This is a genomic window from Microvirga tunisiensis (genome assembly GCF_009296175.1).
In the GTDB taxonomy this organism is placed as follows: domain Bacteria; phylum Pseudomonadota; class Alphaproteobacteria; order Rhizobiales; family Beijerinckiaceae; genus Microvirga; species Microvirga tunisiensis.
Genome location: NZ_VOSK01000028.1, coordinates 40,534 through 47,148, shown reverse-complemented (window position 1 = coordinate 47,148; position 6,615 = coordinate 40,534). Strand labels below are relative to the sequence as shown.

7 protein-coding genes and 1 pseudogene are annotated in these 6,615 nt (G+C 59.6%); 3 read left to right on the top strand and 5 right to left on the bottom strand.

The genetic code is table 11. The annotated features are described in order from the left end of the window. Positions 1–132: pseudogene (locus FS320_RS50690) on the top strand (IS481 family transposase); the annotation flags it as partial. 102 nt (positions 133–234) lie between these two features. Continuing rightward, on the top strand, positions 235–450 hold the full coding sequence (locus tag FS320_RS10575; protein ID WP_152711429.1) for a hypothetical protein: 216 nt from the start codon (positions 235–237) through the stop codon (positions 448–450). A gap of 85 nt (positions 451–535) precedes the next feature. On the opposite strand, the gene FS320_RS10570 is transcribed toward FS320_RS10575, so the two are convergent. From FS320_RS10570 to FS320_RS10555, 5 genes are all read right to left on the bottom strand, one after another. Further along, positions 536–736, bottom strand: coding sequence for a hypothetical protein (locus FS320_RS10570; protein WP_152711428.1), 201 nt, complete (start codon positions 734–736; stop codon positions 536–538). A 95-nt stretch (positions 737–831) separates the two neighbouring features. After that, entirely contained in the window at positions 832–1,722 is an 891-nt protein-coding gene (locus FS320_RS10565) for a LysR family transcriptional regulator (RefSeq protein ID WP_152711427.1), read from the bottom strand. Positions 1,723–1,905: 183 nt separating this feature from the next. Continuing rightward, the gene (locus tag FS320_RS45120) at positions 1,906–2,052 is read right to left on the bottom strand and encodes a hypothetical protein (protein WP_153885297.1); all 147 of its coding nucleotides are present in this window, start codon (positions 2,050–2,052) and stop codon (positions 1,906–1,908) included. Between the two features lie 109 nt (positions 2,053–2,161). Then, positions 2,162–3,322 (bottom strand): hypothetical protein, encoded by a 1,161-nt coding sequence (locus tag FS320_RS10560; RefSeq protein WP_152711426.1) that lies wholly within the window; start codon positions 3,320–3,322, stop codon positions 2,162–2,164. Between the two features lie 198 nt (positions 3,323–3,520). Continuing rightward, a complete protein-coding gene (locus FS320_RS10555) occupies positions 3,521–4,315 on the bottom strand; it encodes a response regulator transcription factor (RefSeq protein WP_152711425.1) in 795 nt (264 codons plus the stop codon). Between the two features lie 788 nt (positions 4,316–5,103). On the opposite strand from FS320_RS10555, the gene FS320_RS10550 reads away from it, so the two are divergent. Then, positions 5,104–6,414, top strand: coding sequence for a hypothetical protein (locus FS320_RS10550; RefSeq protein WP_152711424.1), 1,311 nt, complete (start codon positions 5,104–5,106; stop codon positions 6,412–6,414). Positions 6,415–6,615 lie beyond the last annotated feature (201 nt).

Sequence of the window (6,615 nt, the reverse complement as noted above, 5' to 3'; positions counted from 1 at the left end):
GTGGTGCGCAGCCGCCTGGCTGCCGAGCCGAAGCTCGCCAACCGCCGCTACAAGCCACCCGATGCAGACGCGTTGCCGCCAGCCCTCCAGGTCATCGCTCATGCCAAGGAGGTCTCGCATCCAGACACCTGACCTTGTCCTGATGGCGGGTCAGTTGACTGGCGATGTAAATGCGTATTTGCGCCTCAGGTTCAAAGCGATAACAAACCACCTGAACGGTGCAGCGGGGCATAAATGGATTATCAAGTAGAGCTGGTTGCTCGTGCATTTTACGATGCCGAGTATGAAGATTGCCTGTGGGATGGCGAGGCTGAATTCATCAAGCAAGAATTTCGCGAATACGCGCGCAATGCTATCAATCTGCTTCACGACGACATCGGAGTTCTGCTGATGGCTCTCGAGAGAGCGACGGCTGAGGAGCATCCGGAACGGTCACGGGCCGCAGCTTAAACCACCTCTCCTATCGGAGTTAGAAGACTTGAGGATCGCGTTCCGACGTTCGATCCTCAAGCTCGCTTGAAAGCGATGCCGGATTTCAATGCGCATCCGGCGGCAGATCCGCGATCCGCTTGATCTCAAAGACGACCAGCATCAGGAACACAGACATGATCACGAGGCCGAGCGCATGCGTGAACACACTCGTGCTGACCCCTGAAGCCGAAGAGACGAGAGCCAGGAGGATCAGGAAGGGGAGGCCGAGTGCAATGGCTAAAACAGCAAGAACGGACCGTGACATCGGGGTGATCCCCTGAGGGCTTGAGGAAACGTTCTACTAGCCTGGGAATCGTGGAGAAAATGAGGTTGAGACCTCGCTGCAGCTTCGAGGGACATTCAAAAATCCCAGCGCTGCGCCTTGGAGACGAGGAATTCACGGAAGACTTGGACGCGCGCCACGGAGCGCATCTCTTCGGGATAAACGAGATAACTGTCGAGCGTCGGCATCTGCTCGTCGCGCAGAACCTGCTTGACCCGTGGATTATTGCTCATCGCGTAATCGGGAGCCATGCCGATCCCGGCTCCGTTCTCGATGGCCTGCCGGAGCGCCAGGCTGTCATTGACCACAAAACGGCTGGGACGAGGGTCCTTGGGATTGCGCCCCAGATTCGTCAGGCGATGCAACCCGAGGATGAAGGAAGGCTGATCCCCTCCCAGACTGACGATGGAATGATGATCGAGATCGTCGATGCTCTCCGGCTCCCCGAAGCGCTCGATATAGGTATGGGCAGCATAAGCGTGGTACTGGATGGTGAAGAGGCGGCGCTGGATCAGATCGGGCTGAGCCGGCAGGCGTAAGCGAATGGCGATGTCCGCCTCCCGCATCGCGAGGTCCAGTTCATCGTTGGTGAGGATGAGTTGGATGCGGACCTCAGGATAGAGATCGAGAAATTCCGTGATGCGCCGGGCAAGCCAGATGCCGCCGATTCCGACAGTCGCCGTGACCCTGAGATCGCCGGCAGGGCGCTCGCTGGTCTCGGTGAGGCGCTGACGCGTCTCCTCCAGACGAAGGCGGATATCCTGGGCGGCCCGGAAAAGCACGTCGCCATGCTCCGTCAGGACGAGGCCGCGGGGATGCCGGTGGAAGAGTGGAACCTTCAATTCATGCTCAAGGGCGCTGATCTGCCGGCTGATGGATGATTGGTTGACCCCGAGCTTCTCGCCGGCACGGGTGAAGTTCCCGGCGTTAACGACTTCGTAGAACAGTCTGATCTTGTCCCAGTCCAATGCAGATCCTCAGGCATGATGAAGGGCGCGCGGCAGCCATCGACGGCCAAATGGAGAACACGGCGACCGGTCAGGTCAAGCCTTATCTTCAAGAGCTAGGGAGGGGCTCGTCGGCTCGATCGTCCTTACCCGGACGGGCCGATGGCTGGATGGACCCCGTGAGAGTGATGAGCGGGAACTCGATCATGCGCCGTAGGCCGCCGGGGTGAACTCGGGCTCGGTCTTTGCATCGATCTCATAGGGAAGGGTGTGCCCGATCAGTTCGGTGCCAACGACCCGCCGCCGCGGGTCCACTCCTGTGATGCGGACGCCTGTTTCCCGCCATTCCACCTTGAGTCAATGATCGGCATGGGGCGCCGCACCACCTGTCAGGGCATCGTCCGGGCGAACCGAAGGTTCGTGTCGGCGAAGAACGGGATCCGCTGTTCCGTACGATGCGCTAGACAACAGAAAAGTCGATCCTGAGCGTCGTGTCCTGGTCGATCGTCGCTGTCTGGATGGCATCGACATCGACGCCGAAACCGCTATCGGCGTAGCTGACGTCGATATCCGCATCCTGGTCGGCATCGATAGCCTGCTTCACGCCGATCGCCACCTTGATCGCAAACTTCTCCTCGAGCTCGTCCTCAATATCCACGTCGATATCGACGTGCTGACGGACATCGAGATCGTTGTTGACGAAGAATTGGCTCTTGCCGTTCCAGCCGTCCATCATCAGATCGAGTTCGGTATCCTGTGCGATATCGACCTCGTTCTTGAGATAGAGGTCGACATAGAGGACGCCCTCGACCTCATAGATATCGAGGTCGATTTCGGTGTCCTGGTCGATCGTCATCGATTGGTCGAGACGCAGGAACATGCGATTGTTGCCGTCGATGTCGAGCTCAACGTTGGCGTCCTGAACCATGTCGGCATCGTTGTCCATGAAGACGCGGATCTTGCTTTCGCCCATCCAGCCATTGAGAAGCACTTCCGCGTCCTGATCCACGAAGGCGGTCTGGACGATATGGATGTCGTCGCTGTCCGGAACCGCAATCGGGATACCGGCTGAGGCCAGTATCCCGGGCGGCGTGGCCGTCTCCGGCGGAATTCCGGTTGCCGCTGGGTTCGACATCGGAGAGTCTGCGTCCCTCTCCTCCACGGCGTGTCCAGGGTGCTCCCGATCTTCGTTCGTGAAACCGCCATCTGTCGGGTGAGGCGAGACGCCGTTAGGGATGAGACCCGTCCCATAGGCAGCCCCTGAGGGAGATGCATGCGCCGAGAATGTGCCCGATCCGCTGTCATCGACCTTCATGGCTGAATGGTCGCCGCCAATCGCATCCGCCCTATTCAGATCGACTGAGGACGAGGAGGCGTGTGCCGCCGGGTTCTGTGCCGCCGGAGCTGCGCTCCCTTGAGGTGATGGACCGGTGTCCTGATGGATCGGCCCCACGTGAGGCACCGCAGGGTCGATGATGGGATTGGAGGAAGCGGAAGTCGATAGCCCGGAATCCGAGATCTGGCGAACCTGGCCGCCATCGTCGGCCGCCTGAACGATTTCATCCTGCTTTTCGATCAGGAGCGGGAGCAGGTTGCGTGTTCCCCTGTCGGGTGACAGCATCGGCGTCGACCTCGCGCGGCCGTTATGGACAAGACAATGTAGAGCGCGGATGCGCCGATGCGCCAGTCACCCATTCAGGCGGTATCGATCTGCCTCAGCCAAGCATGACGTATCTGGCGGGTAATGCCGGCGACCCGTCACGATGTCGATATAACCCGATCTAGTCCCAACGGACGACACCTGAATGGGTTACGACCCTTAACTCAAGCCGTTGAGCTGACGATGCCGGAAGACCGCTTCCGTTCTGTTTGTGGCGTGCAGCTTGCGCATGATGCGCTGGATATGCACTTTGATGGTGTTCTCGGAAATGTTAAGGGAATGGGCGATCCACTTGTTGGACCATCCTTTCTGGAGTGCTTCCAGCACATCCATTTCCCGTGCTGTAAAGATGACTGTCGCGCCGTTTGTCTCTGTCTTCAGCATGTCTCCGGTTTGCTCCACGATCGCGAAATAGGGTTGTTGACTGGCATGGGGCAGAAAAAGAGGTTGATGCTCTTCCGGCACCAAGTCGCGCGCATCCTTGGTCCCGTTGGCGAATGGCAAATCTCCATTCGCAAAACGCGGAAAATAGGTGCCGCCCACCATCACGAGCTGCAGAGCGGCGACTGCCACCTTGAATGAGGTGGACATCGGGATGATGCCGCGTACGCCCATGGCGATTGCTTCCTGCACATCCTTGATTTTCATGCACATGGAGAGGATGACGATCGGTACATCGGGGTGGTACTGGAGGATGCCTCTGGTTTCATTCGTCAGCTGACCTCCCGAGGGTGAATGCGACTGAACCCTCAATAGTACGAGCCCAACCGGCGTCCCCTCGGCGTGGGAGAATTCACCGACCGTTGAAAATCCGATAACGGGCATGCGAGGGAATGCACTGCCTATCGCGTGGACGAGGCATTCCTGCGAGAATGGTTCATCATCGATGATGACGAGAGCCTCTGAACTCATACCATTCGGGTCACCATCAGGTGTCGCATACGAAAAATGCATCACAACCCTCCTTCATGTGAGGCGAATCTCGTTGAATGGGTTCCCAAGAATTTTTGCGTTTCCTACAGCGACTGATCTCACGCAACGATCGGACACCAAGGCCGGGCAAGCACTAATATCAGGGCTATCCCGCCCCTGATCCGGCATACAACGTAACTTGGCGTTTAACGCCGAAGGCGCAAACGATACGCAAAGGCTATTCTACAATAGTTATACGCTTATTTTAACCTTTTTTCATGCCGATTTCTAACAAACAAACTGCTAAGCTTTGTTTCAAATCAAGCCTGCCTTGAACTTATCGCAAGGACTATTGCTCCTGACGCGTCATCTCGGAGAGCTTCAAAGGCACTCTGTATAAGTCAATTATCATAACCGCCTCCCGCATGATGAGAAAGGAAGCTTTTCCATCCTCTCACCGCGTCAACATTCACACGGATTAATCGAGCGCTATAAGATGGGGGACTACTTCGGGGTAAGCTCCATTCTCTGGTCGTGAGAATGCCGAGATATCGAGAATTTCCGGTATCGATCATCAGGTTAGAGGATTTGCGGCGCACATAGCCCCAAAGGATTACCGCATCAACAAACTCATTGGATCGGCTGATCCGTCAGCTAATGCGACGTCTGCAGATGTGCGCTCATCGCCTGAACGGGCGACATGAACATTCACCTCACCCATTCTGCGGCATGCGAATCGGCAACTTTCTCTCTCGCCATGCATGCGGGAAGCTCTGCCAAACCGCCCCGGAACTCCACGGGACGGCTGCAACCACCTGAGGAGCGCGAGAATGGCAGACCTATCAGAACTCCTGAGCGGATTCGGGTTCGACTTCGATCTCGATGTCGAGTTGAAGAACAGTCTGGATCAATGGCAGGACCAGAAGATCGACACCGACGCCAAACAGAAATCCGACATCGACCAGGATAATGACAACTTCGGCAAGGTGGACTACAAGCCGGTCCAGCTCGCCAACAACGACGCCAGTGCCAACAACAAGGCCTTCACGAACACCACGACGGACAACGATTCGAAAGTTGACTCGGACGTGACCTCCAATGGCGACTCCAAGGCCATCGCCGACAACGACTCCAATGGCGGCTTTGCCAAGGCCGGCGACCTGTACGGAGGCTGGTCGAAGGGCGGCGACACCGACGGCGGCGACACCTATAGCGGCGACGCCAAGACAGGCCCGACCTTCGGCGGCATCGCGAAGGGCGAAGGCGGCGACGGTGGCAAGGGCTACGGCGGCGACGGTGAGGCGGGCGACACCTACAGCGGCGACGCTGACACCGGCGACGGCAAGGGCGGCGACGGCGATTCCGGCTGGGTTAAGACGGGCTATGCCGACGCCGACGGTGGCGATGGAGGCGACGGCGGCTGGGCCAAGGGCGGCGACGGGGAAGGCGGCAACGGTAAAGGCGGGTACGGCGAGGGCGGCAACGGCAAGTGGGGTACCGGCGGCGATGGTACTGGCGGCGATGGTACCGGCGGTGACGGCGACGGCGGCTACGCTGAAGGCGGCGACGGCGGCGACGGCGGCGACGGCACTGCGACCACTGGCGACGGCACTTCGGGCGCTGGCACGGGCGGCACGGGCACGTCGGGTAGCGCTACGACTGGCTCCGCCGACGGCGGCGACGGCACGGGTGGCGCAGGCATCGGCGGGGCTGGCGCCGCAGGGACAGGGACGGTCGGCGACACCACGGGCGGCAGCGCAACAACCGGCGCAGCCACCGGTGGCGACACCACAGGCGGCGACTCGCAGGGCGGCAACGCGGTCGGCGGCAACGCCCACGCGAACAGCGGCGACACGAGCGGCGACGCCCACTCCGAGGCCGATAACGACGCCGTCGCGAATATCGACTCGAGTGCGGCCGGGAACGCCATGTCCAACACCGAGCAGGGCGGTGGCGGGACTGCGGCCTCCAGCCAGGACATCGGCGACTTCGCCTTTGACCAGGACAACGACGCCGACGCCACGTCCACGCAAGACCAGGCTGTGACGGTCGATGTAGACCAGATCATGGAGGCTGCGCAGGACGCTAACCTGTCGTTCACCTTCGACTTCGGCGATTTGGACTACAGCTTCGGAGTGTAGAGCAACAGACCCAAAAGTGGGTTCCACTTTTGGGATTGATCCGATGCTCCCTCTCAAGCGGTGCATCGTTGGGCGCGGAGAACCGGGTCCGCACGATGCGCCAAGCGCCGGAAACGGCAATCCGGGACCGTGACACTCCTGCGGCCCCGGATCGGCGCTCGCGCAACCTGCTCCAGCATAGCGCGAGCGCCCGCCCAATCC

Bases quoted from the DNA above. Each gene is read 5' to 3' on its own strand.
- FS320_RS10555 (WP_152711425.1), bottom strand. From the start codon at position 4,315: ATGCATTTTTCGTATGCGACACCTGATGGTGACCCGAATGGTATGAGT.
- FS320_RS10570 (WP_152711428.1), bottom strand. From the start codon at position 736: ATGTCACGGTCCGTTCTTGCTGTTTTAGCCATTGCACTCGGCCTCCCC.
- FS320_RS10560 (WP_152711426.1), bottom strand. From the start codon at position 3,322: ATGCTGTCACCCGACAGGGGAACACGCAACCTGCTCCCGCTCCTGATC.
- FS320_RS10575 (WP_152711429.1), top strand. From the start codon at position 235: ATGGATTATCAAGTAGAGCTGGTTGCTCGTGCATTTTACGATGCCGAG.
- FS320_RS10550 (WP_152711424.1), top strand. From the start codon at position 5,104: ATGGCAGACCTATCAGAACTCCTGAGCGGATTCGGGTTCGACTTCGAT.